Source organism: Iodobacter sp., assembly GCF_025352645.1.
GTDB lineage: Bacteria > Pseudomonadota > Gammaproteobacteria > Burkholderiales > Chitinibacteraceae > Iodobacter.
In genome coordinates this window covers 1-17,768 of the sequence record NZ_JANXSO010000070.1, presented here as the reverse complement: position 1 = coordinate 17,768, position 17,768 = coordinate 1, and the positions used below count along the sequence as shown (strand labels likewise).

The window sequence follows — 17,768 nt, the reverse complement described above, 5'->3', positions numbered from 1 at the left end:
TGCGGTACGTTTTTTATGAACCGTTGCGATTACCTAGACCCCGCTCTACCTTGGACCGGCATCAAACAAACCGGGCGGGGAGCGACTTTATCTACGCTGGGATACGACTACCTGACAAGGCCGAAATCGTTTCATTTGAAGCAGATGTAATGTTTGTCTTTATGTAGAAAAACCCAAATCTTGAACCACGGAGGCCACAGAGAACACGGAGTTTCACGGAGGAAAAGCATTTAGATCCGTAGGTTGGGTTACGCGATAAAGCTGCTAACCCAACCTACGAAAATTAAAGCAATAAGTTGATGGTTGATGTGGGGCTTAAGTCCCCCTGAGACCAGCCGAGCGAGGAATAAACGGGGCGGGGCTTTCGTCAATTCGTGTTTGAGCGAAGCGAGTTGAATTGACGCCGACTCGTTTATTCGCAGCGAGGGAACCCCGCGAAGCGGGGCGCAGACGCCGGGGCGGCCTTCTTTGGCTTCGTTTCTTGGCCGCGCAAGAAAGGAAGGTCCAGCGGGACGCCCGCACCAAAACCAACGTGCCGAAGGCACTATTCCTGAACAGGATACTTAAATGAATCTCGATCGCTACACCGTAAATTGGAATTACCCCACCAATGTGAAATGTGGCGTGGGGCGGGTGAGGGATTTGCCGCAGCTAGCGCGATCTTTAGGCATTAAAAAGCCATTGCTGATTACCGACCCGGGGCTGGCCACTTTATCGCCCGTACTGAGCACTCTGACCTTGCTGGATGGGGCTGATTTGCACGCTGGCCTGTTTCACCAGATTAAGGGCAACCCAACCGGGAAAAATGTGGCCGACGGGGTGCAGGCTTACAGCGAGGGCGGCTATGACGGCATCATTGCGCTGGGCGGTGGCTCGGCGCTGGACGCGGCCAAAGCGGTGGCGATGATGGTTGGGCAGAGTGGCCCGCTTTGGGATTATGTGGATGAAGGGGACAACTGGCTGAGGATTAAAACGGAAGGCATGGCTCCGCTTATTGCCATTCCTACCACGGCGGGCACAGGCTCCGAAGTAGGCCGGGCTTCGGTGATTACCCATGAAGCCGAGCACGCTAAAAAGATTATTTTTCACCCGCGCATGTTGCCTGCCATTGTGATTTTAGATCCTGTTTTGAGCACCGGCTTGCCCGCCAAGCTCACCGCAGCCACGGGTATGGATGCCTTAAGCCACAGCTTAGAAGCCTATTGCTCGCCGTTTTATCACCCCATGGGCAGTGGCATTGCGCTGGAGGGGATGCAACTGGTGCGTGAATGGCTGCCACGCGCCGTTGCCGAGGGCACAGATCTGGAGGCGCGGATGCAAATGCTGGTGGCGTCCAGCATGGGGGCAACGGCGTTTCAGCGCGGCCTGGGTGCAATGCACGCTTTGGCGCACCCGCTGGGGGCGCGCTTTGATGCCCACCACGGCATGCTTAATGCCATTTTGATGCCCTATGTTTTAAAAGCCAATCAGGCCGCCATTGACGAGCGCATCACCGCCGCCGCCCGCTACCTTGGCCTGCCCAACCCTTCGTTTGCCGCCTTTCTTGACTGGATTTTGCGTCTGCGCGAAGAAGTTGGCATCCCACATACGTTAAAAAGCATAGGCCTAGATGAATCCTGTCTGGAAACCATCGGTGCAGAGGCCGTGGCGGATGGCTCGCACGGCACCAACCCGATTCCGTTTACTCCACAGCAATATCGCAATATTTGCGCGGCGGCTTTGGATGGATTGTTGTAGGGGCTGAGGCCACACACGGAGTTTCACGGAGAAAGACAAAGCATACTTAAGGTTGATGTCTTTGTTCCCCCCTTTGAAAAAGGGGGGCTAGGGGGGATTTGTAGTTGATGTTGGGCTGGAATTAGCCAAAAACCAAGGAAAATCCCCCTTTTTTAAAGGGGGAAGTTGCCGCGCTGAAGTGCCACCTAAAGTTATGCAAATACGTATTTCTGCGGTGGCTACTACTCCAAAAAATTAAGGCGCAGGCAGTAAATATTTTTTGCCCTTGTTTGTCTCACGTATTCACCCCTCTGGAGCTGGTATGCAGCGGATTGCGGTAGCGGGTATTCAGCATGAAACCAATACCTTTGCCAGTATGCCCACCACACTGGCTCATTTTATTGAGGCGGATGCTTGGCCGGGGCTGACCATGGGCGAGGCGGTTGTGGCTGCGGTGGCGGGGGCTAATTTACCTTTGGCGGGGGCGATTGCTGCGCTGCAGGCTGCTCATTTTCAAGTTTTGTCGCTGCTCTGGGCATCGGCCAACCCCAGCGGGCGGGTGGAGGATGCGGCGTTTGAAGCGCTATGGACAATGTTTGAGTCGGCACTTTTAGCTGCTGGGCCGCTAGATGGTGTGTATTTGGATTTACACGGCGCTTTGGTGACGGAGCGCTATGAGGATGGCGATGGCGAATGGTTGCGCCGTACTCGCGTCTTATTGGGTGAGCAAACGCCTATCGTGGCCTCGCTTGATTTTCATGCCAATGTCAGCCCCTTGATGGTGAATTCCGCCAGTGCTTTGGTCGGCTATCGCAGCTATCCCCATGTGGATATGGCAGAAACAGGGGCAAGGGCCGTTGGTTTATTGTGGCATATACTGGCCGGCAACCAGCTTTACCCTGCCATGCAAAAGCTAGATTTTTTGATCTCTATGCCTTGGCAGTGCTCATTAGCGCCGCCAGTTGCAGGCCTAATGCAAGACGCCATTAGGGCAGAAGAGGGTGATTTACTCAGTGTCAGTTTCTTCCCCGGTTTTCCTTTGGCCGATGTGGCCGATAGTGGCCCAGCCGTACTGGCTTACGCAGCAAACCCTCGCTTGGCCCAAGCTGCTGCGCTCAATTTGGCACAAAAAGTGGCCGCTGCAGAAAGCAAATTTGCGGGCAAGCTGTGGCAGGTAGACGAAGCACTCCGCTACGTGCGTCAGCATGCGCGTTCTGGTGCAACGATTATTTTGGCCGATACTTGTGATAATGCGGGCGGCGGGGCGGGCAGTGATGCGGCAAATATCATCGCCACTTGCTTGGCAATGGAGATCCCTGCCGTGGTGGGCCTGCTCTGCGATCCGCTGGCGGCACAAGCGGCGCATCAAGCTGGCGTTGGTGCAAAACTCAATTGTGCTATAGGTCGCAGCGATAGTCAGGCTATTGGGGAGTGGAGCATTCGCGCGCTTGGCACGGGCCAGTTTGCGGCAACAGGGCCTTTTTATGCGGGCTGCCAGATGGATTTAGGCCTGATGGCTAGATTAGAGTGTGGCGGGGTAACGGTGCTGGTGAGTAGCCGCAAGCAGCAGGCGGCAGATCAGGCCATGTTCCGCTATCTAGGTATAGAGCCTTGCGAAGTGCCGATACTCATCTTAAAAAGCAGCGTGCATTTTCGTGCTGACTTTGGTGCTTTAGCCGCCGAGATTTTAGTAGTAGAAGCCGATGGTGATCATGTAGCCGATTTAAGCCGCTTGCAATATAAGGTGTGTCAAAGAAGGCCTGCGAGAAGTCTGATGTAGGGGGGGCACGGGCGCCCTCCCTACATCAATTTAATACTTCATATAAAATCCAAAATGCCCAAAGCTTTCGCCCTGCTCGATTTTAGGCGAGCTGCTGCCGTCGATGATATAGCCCCAATCGGCGCTAATAAATCCCCAATCCATAACTTGCCAACGTAGGCCTAGCCCGATGCTGGCGAGGGTTTCTTTGCTGCTTGCTGTGGCATCAGGTGAGTAGCGGTGGATGATGCCTGCGTCGATAAAGCTTAATAAGCGTAAGCCATCGTAAATTTTGGGCGTGCTGATCTCAAAGCTGCTTTGTATACCGCTATCCCCTGTGGCACTACGATCACTCACTCCACGTAAGGAGTTGCTGCCGCCAAGTGCAAATTGCTCGCCAGAGATGAGCGGCTCATTGGCAAATTGTGCGTTAAACTTTAGATTAGCCTGCCAGTCGCCCGTAAAGCGGTAAAGGCCTTCAGCTTTGCCATGCCATGCTTGCCAGTTGCGGTGTGCATCGCTGCGGTTGCTAGCGTAAGCCTCGTCGTCATTAGCGTAGCCCGAGGCTAGATTGTGTGCGTAATCTAGGCTAAAGCTTATCTCGGTTTCTTCATTACGCCAGCGGCCACTATATCCAAGGGTAAGCGGGCGGCTGCGCACGTCGGGGCTAAGCTGGCCCACGCCACTTAAGTCAGAGCCGTGAAATATTTTATCGTCGATAGCCACCTCAATCTGGCCGCGATATTGGCCTACAGGGGGCAGGTAATAGCTATATCGCAGCCCACCTGATTCGCCCTTGCCGGTAATGACTAAGCCTTCTCCTAAGCTACCTGAATCCACCTTAGATTGGGCGTAGTAGGCGGCTAAGCTGCTGTTTAAATTGTAAAGTGGCAGGCGATAAAACAAGCCGTATTGACCCACATTATCTGGTTGGCTGGGCGCGGTGGAATAGCTGAAGGTGGCGACATGATCGGCGTTAAATAGATTGGCGTACTGAACGCCAAGCGATAAACGTAAGCGGCCATTATCATCCGCCCCTGAGTTATTGCCGGATGCAAACACACTCCATGGTTTTTGCTGCTGCGAATCGATGGTGGCGTCAACATGATCACTATCGCCTTCTTTAAAGGTGACGGTAGTTTGTTTATCAGGGTTTTCATTGGCAATGGCAAGCTGGGTGGCCATGGCTTGTATGTTTGGCGAATTACCTTCTTGCAAGGAAGGTAAGCTGTTTCTTTGGTTTTCTGCATCAAAAAACTCAGTATTCTTAATCAGCACCTTGCCTATTTTAAAGCTCAATACTTCTAGGGTAATGGTGTTAGAGGCTTCTTGTGGCGGCAGGGTGACGCGTAAAAAGCCGTGTCCTTGCTCCCTGAGCACCGATTCAAGTGCGCTAGCGGCTTGCTGTAAATCGGCGAGCGAGCGTTTATCGCCCAACCAAGGCTGCAATATTTGCCGACTGGCCTCAATAGAGAGGGGGTTGTCACCTTTTATATCGAAGGTGGTGACATTAAAACTAGGTTCATCGGCCAATACACTGCCTGCAAGGATGCTGGAAAGTAATAAAAGTCGAAATGTCATATTAGGACGCCGCTTTATTTGGCCGTACCAGGTTTGCAGCCAAGGTTGGATGGGATGCCATTTTTGCTGAGTAATTCACGTAGTGGAACTTTGACTATGCCAATGGGGGTGCGATCAAACTCGATAAATACCGGTAGGTCGCGTAAGCGCACTGGGTTGTTTTTGTTAGTGAATCCAGTTTCATCTTTCCCTAAGTATAGTATTTGCTGGCTTGTATTGTCAGTTAGGCTGACATTACCGTCTCTAACGTGCACATAAAGCCCTTGAGCATCGTTATTAACATCGCTTTGGCCAAATAAAAGCTGCAAATCAACGGGGATGGTATCGGGCCGTGGTGCGGGCATATTGCCAAGGCTGGCAGGTGGGCTAGCAGGGCGTAAAATACCGCTAGTGCGGATCAATATGGTGTCGCCTAGATTAAGCTGCTGGCTAGGGCCATTGACGGGCGTGATGGTGATATGGCCCTCCCACACATAGGCGCCAAAGCCATCCATTGCTTGCACATTAGGGTCTGCGCAGGCAGCGGTGCATTCAAAATCTACCCCAGTGCCACGAATCCCGATGGTGGCGCTTTTGGTTTTATATTGCACGGCCTCTGGCCTAGCTTTGCCGATTAAACCCGTTAAAGCGCGTAAGCCCCCTTTAAAGAGTGATACGCCAAAGCTGCCTTCGCTGGCGGCTTCGCTTTTATATTCAAAGCGATCAATTTGCATCTGCGTATCGCTACGCAGGGACACCTTGCCCCCATCCCTAAACGCCAAAACCAAGGTGCCGTCGGTGGCGGTTTCAACGCGCTCGCCTACATATACCGCGCCGCCCTGCACCAGCATGCGCAAATTACTGTCTTTATTTTTAACGCTGGCTTTGCCAGATAGGCTAACTACCCGTGCTGCAGCGGCCACTTCAACGGTTTTGTTTTGTTGAGTAGGCGCTTGCTTGGCTTCCTGCTCACAATCACCCGTACAAAGCCTTGCATCAAAATCGGTACCACGAATACCGATGGTAGCGCTATTGGTCTGAATTTTAGCCGCTGTTGCCGATTGCTTAGATATCAAACCCGTTACCGCACGTAAGCCCCCTTTAAATAAGCCTAAAACCATACTGTCTTCACGCCCCGCTTGGCCAAAAGCAAAGCTATCAATTTTCATGCGGGTATCGGGGCGTACTGTAATCTGCCCGCCGTCGTTAAACTTTAATACCGCATGGCTATTGGGCGCGGTGATGATTTCATCGCCTTCATTCAGTACCGATCCTTTGCCAATAAGTTTAAGCCCACCGCCTTTACTCTGAGCCGATGCCGCGCCTTGTACCGATGCCACTTCAGCCACAATGGCCGCATAGCTGGGTACAGATAAAAAAAGGCTAAGGACGATTAGCTTAAAACAATTAAACATTAGCTTTATCTCCGTGTGGCTGGGCATATTTGCTAAAACGATTATTGGCTTAATAAGCAATTAAAAATAAAAGCCATTATGGGCAATTGGCATCGTCTTCTCCTGCAATACGAATTGGCGTTTTGCTTGGCTCTATTTCTTCTGGTTTTTTTGCTTCAAATGGCAAAGCACCCGTACCAATTTGCTGGAAATGACTTTGCTGATCTTGGTTTTGCAAAACAATCACTTTAATCACTTGATCCACTTGCTCTGGAGTAGCCGTAATAGGCAATCTATTAATTAGGCGAATATCAGGGTCTTTACCCTGTTTATTGATGGTGCCCGTGGTCTGAATTTGATCAGCTCTAATATTATTGCTGATGGTTCTGGCACTGCCATAATTAATTGCACCACCATTAGCGGATATGGCTTTAACCCCTTGGGCCACCTGAATGACTGTTGCATCAACTAAAATTTGTCCGCTGGTGCCAGTAACTCCTGCTTGTGCACCTTGGTTTAATTGTGCAACGCTGGCTCCAGCTATTAAATCTGCATTTTGAATAAAGACATCATTAGCATCTATTTTTATATCGCCAGCTGCAATCAAGGCTGTATTCTGAATAATATTATCAGAGCTACCACCACTATCTCGGCTGAGTAGTTTAATCGTTCCGGTTGATCTAAATTTCTCACTATTAATACGCAAAGATCCTTTGCTGGATAAAGAGCTATCATCAGCGCTAAAAGGGGCACTTACATTGAGCGCGCCTTGATTATCAATTAAAACATTGCCTTTTGTGCTGATGCCTTGTAGATCAAGATCAATATTGTTTTGTATGCTGATAACGCCATTACTCTTTGCTGTGAGTTGCGCAATTTTATGGCTGCCTTTATCTAGTAAAATTTGTGATTGGCCATCTAGCTGTAGTTTAGTAGTGGCAATTTGGCTGTTTGCAGTGTCGCCTATTTCAGCAGCCTTTAAATTGATTGTGGCAGCTTGCAACTGATCTGCAATGCGCAGTGATCCTATCGCATTAATATTCAGTTTTCCTTGGCTAGTGATCGTAGCTAGCTCTATAGATTGATTATTATTTAATAAAATATCACCCTTGCTGCTAAGCGCTGCTAAATTAATCGTATTGTTACTGCTTTGAAGATTAATTCCTGCTTCTGCTTCTATGTTTATCTTGCGAGTGTTTATTTTTCCGCCATCTAGTTCACTAAGGACACCATTGTTTATTTTCAGCTGAATTTGATTAGCGCTTAAATTGTCTTTAACGAGCAAATTGCCAGTATTGGCAATGCTAATGTCGCCACTGCTGCTGGTGGTGTCAAGTATTAAAGCTTTAGTATTGCTTAGCTTGATAGAGCCATTATCACTAATCAATTTTACCTGATCTAAGCGGTTAGCTTTATCTAGGCTGATGCCCGTTGCCGCTTTAACGCTAAGCAGCGGCGCACTAATAATACCTTTGGTATTAAGGGTGCTTCCTGTATTAATTATGATATTGTTTGCAGTTAAATCACTATTTAAATTGACATCAGCTCCTGCATTGATGTGTAAATTGTTAGCACTTAGTGGTGTGTTGGTGCTAACACTTGCTGCTGATTTTAGATCAATATCATTTGCTGATATCAAAGTGTTGACGTTCAAAGCGCCCGTGGTGTTAATTAATATATTGCCGTTGCCGATACTCTGCGTTTTACTGCTTATTATGCCTTTGCTATTGAGTGTGGCACTGCTGATGTCGATATTATTGGCTATTATATTATCGTTTAAGATTAAATCACCAATCGCATTGATACGTATTTTGCCATTATTAGCATTGAGCTGAGCACTGGCATTAATCGTGGCTGAAGATTTAATATCAATATCACTAGCGGAAGTCAGGGTATTGATATTTAAAGCACCAGTCGCATTAATAAGTATTCCGCCCGTGGTGCTGGTGATCGCTTTGCTATTTATAATACCGCCACTAGTAATATCAATTGCATTGGCGGATAGGTCTTCATTGATATTTAGCCCTCCCGTGGTACTGATGCTAATTTTTCCACTGCTACTTGATTTACTTAAAATAAGATCTTTATTATTGTTGATACTGATATCGCCATCACTACTAATTAAATTGGATTGGTTAATATTATTACTATTATTTAGCTTGATGCCTTTGCTGGCTGTGGCGCTAAGTGTATCTGTGTTGATGATTCCTTTATCTAGGCTAATAATATCGCCGCCATCGGCTTTTAATGAAATGTTTTTTGCAGTCACGGCATCATTTAAGCCTAATGCTCCTTGTGTGCTAATACGTAATAGCCCTTGAGTGGATATTGCCCCGAGTGCTAGGGTTTTGCTATTTGAAAATATAATATCGCCGTTGCTATTTGTTATGAAATTATCTACCGTGTTGTTTTCTGCTAAAGTAATGCTACTGGCTTGAGCGTTTAAGCTTTTGGCGATGAATGCACCACCGGTTATTTGGCTTAATATGCCACTGCTAATTATAGATAAATCTGCAGTAGCGGCATTAAATCCTTTTATTTGCACATCACTGAATTTATTACCCTGCGCATCGCCTAAAATTATTTTGCTAGCTTTAATACGATCAATATCGCTTTGGCTTAATTCTACTCCTAAGCCTGTCTTGCTATTGCCACCTAGGGTAACTTTAATACTATCTGCTGTATTGGGTGTGTAGATTAAATCGGTGGTATCAATCTTACCTTGATCGCCCATATTCAGCTGATCGCTGATTAGATTAATGTTGTTGCTATTGATCGCATTGTTAATGCTAATTGCTGCTGTGCTCTGTATTTTTGCTGATTCTGTGGCATTGAGTGCCGCATCAATCGTAACAGTACCTTCATTATTGACTTGTGCTTTGTTTGCACTGATTTCTTTAAGCGTTAATGAGTTTTTATTTTTTAAAGAAATATTGCCATTGCTGCTTGCAGATAGCACCGTTAATGAATGCGTGCCATTGCTTAAAATAATATCCCCCGTGCTATTTAGCTTGGCATTGCCTGTTAATACCGCCGTGCTATTGTCGCTCATGTTTTTGGAATTTATATCAATTTGTGCTGCAGTTAAATTGCCACTAATAATAAGCCCTTCGCTATTAATTAGCTTAAATTGATCGGCGCTGGAGTCGCCTAAAGTTAAGATCTTAGCATTGTTCAGTAATATATTGCCCTTGGTGGTTTTAAGCGCGGCTTGATCGATTAGGTTGTTTTTATCCAGCGTAATGCCGCTTGTGGCGTTGGCTTTTAAACTATTGGCACTAATAATATTATTTGCTTTTATGCTGCCATTACTGGAAGTGAGGCTTGCTGTTTTTGCCAGTAAAGTATCGCTAAGGATTAAATCACCTTTGCTGCTTATTTTTACTTCAGAGTCTTTGCTATTGATGGCTCCTAGTGTGAGCGCTTGATTATTATTGAGGGTTAAGTCTTTACTGCTAATGCTGGCTTTGTTTATTAAATTATCTTTGTCGAGTAAAACATTGCCAGTTGCTGTTATTTTTAGATCACTTGCAGTAATAATTCCGCTGGTTTGACTAAGATTTGCTGATTGCAAGGTAAGCGTGTTGCTACTTGCCGTATTAAGGCTGGTGTTGAGGGTGATATCTGCCGTATTATTAACTTCTATATTGCCATTTCCTTTTAAACTGCTAATGGTTAATGCCTTGCTGTTTTTAATTAAAATATTGCCTGTTGTGTTTGTCGCGCTAAGTGTAGATATTTGATTGGTTTGGCCTAAGCTAATTTCTCCATTGGCGGTGCTATTTAATGAGCTAGCATTAATAATTGTGCCTATGCTTTGATTTATACTGCCAGATGTTGCGGTGAGCGTGGCATTTTTAGCATAAATGGAGTTTGCAATAGTTAAATTAGAGCTAGCCCTTGCACTTAGATCATTCCCTGCTGCTAAACCATCGGCATAACCAGGTAAGCCAATATTTAGATTCCCAGCATAATCAAGATTAATATCTCCAGAGCTAGTAAGGGCTACGCCATTAGTAAATACATTGCCGGTATTATTTAAGGCAATGCTACTGGCTCTGGCTGCTAAGCCTTTTGTTTTTAGGATGCCACTTTGGGTGATGGCTCCAGATGAATTTATATCTAATATTGGTGCTCCACTGCTTGAGCTGATATCTAAGGTGGCGATATTTACGGCCCCAACTTGATACGAGCTATTGCCAATTTTAATAGTATTGGCGGTAAAATTATTTATTTCGCTTTGAGTAACACCAAGCGCACTACGGCTTGATCCCCCTAATTGAAATGCTGTGCCACTGGTAAAGGGCGAGATATTGATTGTGCCGCTATTGGCATTCAGTGTGGCGTAGTTTGTGCCACTAGAGGCATAGCTTAGGCCGATGGTATCTGCCCGTAGATTAATATTGGCGGCGGTGATCACGCCTTTGTTGCTACTACTATTAGGGATAGATATCGTTTTCGCTGCCGCCGTGGTTAGGATATCGGCATTGCCTGTGCCAGCGGTTATATCGTTATTATTGAAAGTGATGTTTCCATTGTTTTCTAGGCTGATATTGCCATTATTAGTTGAAATGCCGCTTTGGGTTGGCCCGCTCTCTGTTGTGTTATTAAATAAATTAATATTTGTATTGTTTTTAATGGTGATACTTGCTGCACTTGCGGCTGTTTTTGCGCTTAATTGTTCTATGCTATTACTCGCATGGTTCAGGTTTATATTGCCTGAAGTGGAGTAGATGGTTAATGAGCCTGGGGCTGGGCTAGGAGAGGGGGTTTGTGAGGGAGCGGGGCTAGGAGAAATAGTAATAGGTGCAGATTGGCTGATTGATTGCGTGTTTTCAATCCAGCTGTCGCCGCCCATTTTTGAATAAGAGCTTAAATCCGGATGTGCAATAATGCTTAATGCATTAGTATTTTTTAGTTTGACACTGCCATCGGAGCTGCTGCTGAACTGGCTTATTTCATTGCTTGCTTCACCCAGATTAATGGTTGAAATAGATCCAGATGGAGTTGGTGTAAATGTTGAAACACTTAAGTGGTTTGCTTTTATGTATCCATAGCCTGTTTGATTTGTGTTGGTTTGAGCTATACCGGTTTTTCCATAAATGGAGAGATTCTTTCCGCTACGATCTACCAGTTCATTAATAGATACATTACTTTCTGATTTTAAAAATACATTATCACTGATTAGTTTCGCAATGGATGCGCTGCCTAATTGCATTTTGCTGCTGTCGGCTTGGCCAGAATCCAGATCTAATTGCCCGCTGGCTTTAATGGTAATACTTTTTCCTGAGCCACTGGTGATATTGCCATTTAATGTTAGGCTTAAAGCTTCAAGGGTGATATTTCCTTGGGTGGATATAGCTGCGGCGTTAATGGCCTTTTGATCGGTCTTGAGGGTGATATCGCCAGTGCCACTATTGGTGACCGACTGGCTATTCATATCAATGCCATTTGTTAGCGGGTAAGCATTTTTTGCATAGAGGGTTAGATTTTTATTCTTGTTATAGCTCATGCTATTGAGTAGGGTAATTGCGCCCTCAGCCTGAATGGTGACGTTATTACTGCTGAGCTGGCTATCAATATCGCCAATAAGCACTACGGAGCCGCTGCTGCTATTACTGAAGGTGTATTCGCTATTTACAATGCCATTGGGGCTGGTATCTGTTGTGCCAGTGGTCTTGATGGTGATATCTGCTGGATCTAGTAGCAGCGTGCCTGCATTGCCTTTAGCTGCTGATGTATCCACCTGCGCTTTAAAATCTAAAAATTCCTTACCCGATGTTTCTACCAGCCCGCCATTTCCACCCTCAGCCCCGCCTTTGGCACTGATTTGGCCATTAACACGGGTGTTTTTATCAGCCCAAACAATTACCTTGCCGCCGTTGCCTGTGCTGATGGCATCCGCACGCAAGGAGGTATCTATACCGGTGTAGCTTGCTTGTGCATTGGCAACGCTGGCGTTTTTACCCTGGTAATCACCGCCTACTAAGATAGTCCCGCCTGCATTTTTTCCACTGGCATCCACCGAGCCGTGATCGATCAGGCCAACGTGTTTACCCAGTAATTGTACTTCGCCACCTTGCATGCCTATGGCGCTGATTTGGCCACTGGCTAGCAAGGTACCTGCTGGTCCTGCATCAAGGGTGATTTGCCCAGCAACTGCTCCACTGGCATCGATGCGGCTGCCTGCGCTGGTTTCGATTTTATCGCTGGCACGCAACAAAACCTTGCCTCCTACTTGCTCGGCACGCACCGCGCGGATCTCACCGCTGTGTTTTAGGGTGCCTGCAAATAGCCCAATAGCATCGCCTTTGATTTGGCCTAGATTAATTACACTATCGCTTGGTGCTTGTAAGGTAAAACGCACGCCTTCTAGTCCTAGGCTGACGATTTCAACTGATTTTCCTGCTGCAAGTACAACATTGCCATTACTTGACTCGATCAATCCACTGTTTTTAATATCAGGCGAAACTAAAAAAACATCGCCATTTTGGCTGCGAATCACCCCTTCCACGGCTATATTGCCGCCTTCTCCTGCAAAGCGATAACGGCCATTTAGGAAGTCATCGTTTTTGATATCAAGGGTAGATGCAATAAAACCAGCGGTATCAATGCGTGCATCTTTACCAACGAGCAAGCCATTGCGGTTAATCAGAAATACGCGGCCATTAGAGCTAAGCTGGCCAAGAATTTGCGAAGGATCTACGCCACTAACACGATTTAGCACGATGCTTTTGGCGGATTCCTGCTGAAATCGAGTCGCCTCATCTTTGGCGATATTAAATTTTTGCCACTCAATGATTGCGTTGGGCGTGTTCTTAATAGTGAGCATTTTGCCCACTTGCTGGATATCTGCCGAGCCATGAATGATTTGCATTCCTTCAGGGTTGGCATAGGCGGGGCTGCCTGCTAGTAGCGGTAAGGCTATTGAAATAGCCAGTACTAGAGGGCGTAAAGGGAATTGCGGCTTCATGGCGAGCCTCCGCGGTCTTTGGGCAAAGTGGGTCGCTTAATTCTAGTTTGTGATATGGCATTTACCAGTGGAGTCTGATGAAGTTAAAAAGATAATATTATTTTTCTTTCTCCTCGCTTTTTATTTTCTTTTGAAATACGTCAGTAACAATGGTAAGTAAAAACCCTTATTTTTTTAATGTGTGCATATAAGGGATTTCCTGCTTGAAAACATTGCTCCTTTTTGGGTTTGGCATATAGAATCAAGGCCATTTCGCCGCAAATTGATATTAAAAACTTCTGCTTCCCCTAAGGGTTTTGTGATGGATCGACAAGGCTGGTTAAAGGGCACGTTGTATAGCCCGACGTTCGAACAAGATAGCTGTGGCTTCGGCCTGATTGCTCAAATGGATGACAAGCCGTCGCATTGGCTGGTTTCTACTGCAATTAGCTCTCTTGCATGTCTAACACACCGTGGAGCCGTTGCCGCTGATGGAAAATCAGGCGATGGTTGTGGTTTGCTGTTTCGAAAACCGGATAGCTTTTTGCGCGCCGTGGCCGCAGAAAATAAGCTAACGGTGGCCGATGAATACGCTGTAGGGATTGTGTTCTATAGCCAAGCAGAAACATTAACAAAACTCTTTGCAGCGATGGAGGAGCAGGGCTTGGCGGTTGCGGGTGTCCGCAGTGTGCCAGTGAATATCGAAGCCTGTGGTGAGTACGCCTTACAAACACTGCCGACCATTGGCCAGCTATTTGTGAATGCGCCAGAGGGGATGAGCAGCCAAGTGTTTGAGCGTAAGCTCTATCAAGCACGACGTGTGGCAGAAAAAGCCTGTACTGACGATGCTGCTTTCTATATGCCAACCTTAAGCCCGCATGTGCTGTCTTATAAGGGCTTGGTTACACCGGATAATCTGCCAGAGTTCTATCTGGATTTGAAAGACCCACGTTTTGAATCGTCACTGGCGGTATATCACCAGCGCTTTTCAACCAATACTTGGCCACAGTGGAAACTGGCTCAGCCTTTCCGCTATCTGGCGCACAACGGCGAAATCAATACGCTGCACGGTAATCGTTTGTGGGCCAAAGCCCGTGAAGCGATTATGGATAGCGAGTATCTGGATATGGACACGGTACGCCCGATTGTTCAAACCAATGGCTCTGATTCCATGTCGATGGACAATATGCTGGAAGGCTTACTTATGGGCGGCATGGATGTATTCCGTGCTTTCCGTATGCTGGTGCCGCCTGCATGGCAAAACGTCGATAGCAATGATCGCGACTTACGTGCATTTTACGAATACAACTCCATGCATATGGAGCCATGGGATGGCCCAGCCGGTATCGTTTGGACGAATGGCCGTTACGCAGGCTGTGCCCTCGATCGCAATGGCTTGCGCCCAGCGCGTTATGTGATTACTAAAGATCGCCACCTGACGATTGCTTCAGAGATCGGCGTGTGGGGCTATAAGCCCGAAGACGTAGTGAAGAAAGGCCGCGTTAAGCCAGGCCAAATTGTGGCGGTGGATTTAAGCAATGGTGAGTTTTTAGACACCGAAACCATTGATAACCGCTTAAAAACAGCGCAACCCTATCGTGCTTGGGTAAAGAAACACGCCCAGCATTTAGAGCTGGCTGAGGATAACTCCCCACTAGAAGCCATGAGCCGTGAGCAGTTGCTGACTTACCAGAAGCAATTTCAGCTGACTTTTGAAGAGCGCGATCAAATCTTGCGCGTACTCGCTGCAGACGGCCAAGAAGCCATCGGCTCGATGGGGGATGACACGCCAATGGCGGTACTGTCGGAAAAAGTCCGTTCGCCGTATGACTATCTGCGCCAGCAGTTTGCGCAAGTGACTAATCCGCCGATCGATCCGATTCGTGAAGCGATTGTGATGTCGCTGAACACCTGTTTTGGCCCTGAGCGCAATCTGTTTAAAGAAACAGAATTTAACGCCAGCCGTTTAGAAGTGCGCTCGCCAGTGTTGTCATCGGATAAGTTTGATTCGCTGACCACCATGCAGGATGCCGATTACAAACCTGCCTTCTTTGATATTACGTTTGACCCCGCTACGAGCACTTTAAAAGCTGCCGTTGAAAGCCTGCGTGCGTCTGTGCTTGTCAGTGTGCGCGATGAAAAAACCGTGGTGGTGGTGTTAAGCGATAAAAACATTCAAAAAGGCCGTTTGCCGATTCCTGCCTTGTTTGCCGTAGGCGCGGTACACCATATGCTGGTGGACGAAGGTTTACGTTGCCTGACTAATATTGTGGTGGAAACCGCCACTACCCGCGATCCGCATCACTTTGCTTGCTTGATTGGCTATGGCGCTACGGCGGTATTCCCGTACCTCGCTTACCAGACCATTAAAGAGCTGGTAGAGATCGGCCAGATTGATTTGCCACTAGAGAAAGCCTGCAATAATTTCCGTAAGGGGATTAATAAAGGCTTGTTGAAGATTCTCTCTAAAATGGGCATTTCAACTGTTGCTTCTTATCGCGGCTCGCAATTGTTTGAAGCCGTTGGCGTGAATGAAGAAGTGGTTGATCTCTGCTTAAACGGCACAGTTTCACGGATTTCTGGTGCTAATTTTGCTGATTTCCAAGAAGATCAAGGCAAGTTAAACAAGCTGGCTTTCAATACCATGCGCCCCATTGCGCAGGGTGGCTTGTTGAAATACGTGTTTGGCGAGGAATACCACGCTTACAACCCCGATGTGGTGATGCAGCTGCAAAAAGCCGTGCAAAATGGCGATTACAAGGAATACCGCAAGTACGCCGATCTGGTGAATAAGCGTCCGGTAGCCATGCTGCGCGATTTAATGGGGCTGAAGCTCGATCCTGCCAAGGCGATTCCGCTGGATGAAGTGGAATCCGTTGAATCGATTCTGAAGCGTTTCGATTCTGCAGGCATGAGCTTGGGCGCACTCAGCCCAGAAGCGCACGAAGCCTTGGCCGAGGGGATGAACCGCTTAGGCGGGAGATCGAACTCGGGTGAGGGCGGCGAAGATCCGGCGCGTTATGGCACGGTAAAAATGTCCAAGATCAAGCAAGTGGCCTCTGGCCGCTTTGGTGTCACCCCGCATTATTTGGTGAATGCCGAAGTCTTGCAGATCAAGGTGGCGCAAGGCGCTAAGCCAGGTGAAGGCGGCCAGTTGCCAGGGGATAAAGTCAGCCCGCTGATCGCTAAGCTGCGTTGCTCCAAGCCTGGGATTTCGTTGATTTCCCCGCCGCCGCATCACGATATTTATTCGATTGAAGACTTGGCCCAGCTGATTTTTGACTTGAAACAAGTTAATCCAGATGCGCTGGTTTCGGTGAAGCTGGTGGCAGAGCCCGGTGTGGGCACGATTGCCGCAGGTGTGGCTAAGGCTTATGCCGATTTGATTACCATTTCGGGTTACGACGGTGGTACAGGGGCATCGCCCTTGGCCTCGGTGAAATACGCGGGTACGCCATTTGAGCTGGGCCTGACCGAAGCGCAGCAAGTTTTGCGTGCCAATGGTTTGCGTGGCCGCGTGCGTGTGCAGGCTGATGGTGGCTTAAAGACCGGTCTGGATGTGGTGAAAGCCGCCATGATGGGGGCAGAAAGCTTTGGTTTTGGTACAGGCCCGATGGTGGCGCTGGGTTGTAAATTCTTACGTATTTGCCACTTAAATAACTGCGCAACCGGTGTCGCCACGCAAGAAATCAAGCTGCGTTCTAAATACTTTATTGGCCTGCCAGAAATGGTAGTGAATTACTTTACCTTTATTGCGCAAGAAACCCGTGAATGGATGGCGGCGCTAGGGGTACGTCAGTTATCTGATTTAATCGGCCACAGCGAAATGTTGGAGCTGGCAGCGGGTGCAACGGAAAGGCAAGGTCGTCTGAAGCTGGGCGTACTGCTTAGCCAAGGCACGATTCCAGAATCGCAGCCGCGTTTTTGCGTAGAAGAGCGCAATCCTTCGTTTGATAAGGGGGAGCTGGCCGAAGAAATGGTGAAAGACGCCATTGCTGGCATTAAGAACCAAACGCCGCAAAAATTTGAATACGCAGTGCGCAATATTCATCGCTCCATCGGTGCGCGCCTCTCTGGCGAAATTGCCAAGGCGCACGGCGCAGAAGGCTTGCCGAATGACTGCCTGCATATCAAATTAAACGGCTCGGCTGGGCAATCCTTGGGTGTATGGAATGCCAAGGGCCTGACGATTGAGCTGGAAGGCGACGCTAACGATTACGTCGGTAAGGGCATGAGCGGCGGGCGCGTGGTGATTTATCCACCGAAAGCCTCTGATTTTGAATCGCATGCGGCCGTGATTGTGGGTAACACTTGTCTTTACGGCGCAACCGGCGGTGAGCTATTTGCGGCAGGTATGGCGGGCGAGCGCTTTGCGGTACGTAACTCC

At 47.9% G+C, this 17,768-nt stretch carries 6 protein-coding genes; 3 read left to right on the top strand and 3 right to left on the bottom strand.

The genetic code is table 11. From position 1 onward, the window contains the following. The first annotated feature begins 567 nt into the window (after positions 1-567). Both Q0R17_RS08350 and Q0R17_RS08345 read left to right on the top strand, forming a co-directional pair. Positions 568-1,737, top strand: coding sequence for an iron-containing alcohol dehydrogenase (locus Q0R17_RS08350; protein WP_293933938.1), 1,170 nt, complete (start codon positions 568-570; stop codon positions 1,735-1,737). Between the two features lie 301 nt (positions 1,738-2,038). Beyond that, positions 2,039-3,496, top strand: a complete 1,458-nt coding sequence (locus Q0R17_RS08345; protein ID WP_293933935.1) for a M81 family metallopeptidase — start codon at positions 2,039-2,041, stop codon at positions 3,494-3,496. Between the two features lie 30 nt (positions 3,497-3,526). Here the strand turns inward: Q0R17_RS08345 and Q0R17_RS08340 are convergent, their stop codons facing one another. The 3 genes from Q0R17_RS08340 to Q0R17_RS08330 form a co-directional block, all read right to left on the bottom strand. Then, positions 3,527-5,056 (bottom strand): ShlB/FhaC/HecB family hemolysin secretion/activation protein, encoded by a 1,530-nt coding sequence (locus tag Q0R17_RS08340; RefSeq protein WP_293933932.1) that lies wholly within the window; start codon positions 5,054-5,056, stop codon positions 3,527-3,529. Between the two features lie 14 nt (positions 5,057-5,070). Beyond that, positions 5,071-6,450, bottom strand: coding sequence for a FecR domain-containing protein (locus Q0R17_RS08335; RefSeq protein WP_293933929.1), 1,380 nt, complete (start codon positions 6,448-6,450; stop codon positions 5,071-5,073). Between the two features lie 76 nt (positions 6,451-6,526). After that, the gene (locus Q0R17_RS08330; RefSeq protein WP_293933926.1) at positions 6,527-13,402 is read right to left on the bottom strand and encodes a filamentous hemagglutinin N-terminal domain-containing protein; all 6,876 of its coding nucleotides are present in this window, start codon (positions 13,400-13,402) and stop codon (positions 6,527-6,529) included. Positions 13,403-13,703: 301 nt separating this feature from the next. Between Q0R17_RS08330 and gltB the strand changes: the two genes are divergently transcribed. Next, on the top strand, positions 13,704-17,768 hold a 4,065-nt coding region (gene gltB, locus Q0R17_RS08325), incomplete at its 3' end, for a glutamate synthase large subunit (protein WP_293933924.1).